The sequence below is a fragment of the Polaromonas sp. P3_C2 genome (assembly GCF_056402675.1).
On record NZ_JBFUGX010001226.1, the window covers coordinates 1 to 600 of the forward strand.

Below are 600 nucleotides of genomic sequence, written 5' to 3' on the forward strand. Positions count from 1 at the left end.
ACTGGATGGGGTACCTGCTGCTCGCCGGCACGGTGTTTGCCTTGCAGCCGCCCACCCTGCCCCTGGACTGGCCTGTCACCACCAACTCCCTGCGCCTGATCGGTGCGGTGCTGCTGGCCGTTGTCGCGGGTTATCTCGGCATTTGCGCGTTTTCCCGCCGGCGCATGCTGCGGCTGCGCGGCCATGAGGTGGTGTTGCCCTCCGTGCGGCTGGCCGGCCTGCAGCTGCTGATGGGCGCCGGCAACTGGCTCATCATGTCCGGCATTATTTTCATCCTGCTGCAGCACCGCATCGAGTTTTCCGCCGTCGTCAGCGTGCTGCTGCTGGCGGCCATCGCCGGCGTGATCACCCACGTGCCGGCCGGCCTCGGCGTGCTGGAGGCCGTGTTCGTCGCCCTGCTGTCGCACGAGATGCCGCAGTACGAACTGCTGGCCGCGCTGGTGGCTTACCGCGTGATCTATTACCTGGTGCCACTGACCGTGGCGGTTGTGGCGTATCTCGCCATGGAAACCCACGCCAAAAAGCTGCGGCGGGCCCACAAAAAGCGCTGACGCCACCCCCGTCCAGGTCAAAAGCGCACGCTGCAGCATGTTTGGCTGC

Annotated in this window: 1 pseudogene; it reads left to right on the forward strand. The window is 66.2% G+C overall.

Annotation, left to right across the window (positions count from 1 at the left end):
• Positions 1-551 (forward strand): annotated as a pseudogene (locus tag AC1DWI_RS25755) (UPF0104 family protein); the annotation flags it as partial.
• Positions 552-600: the final 49 nt, after the last annotated feature.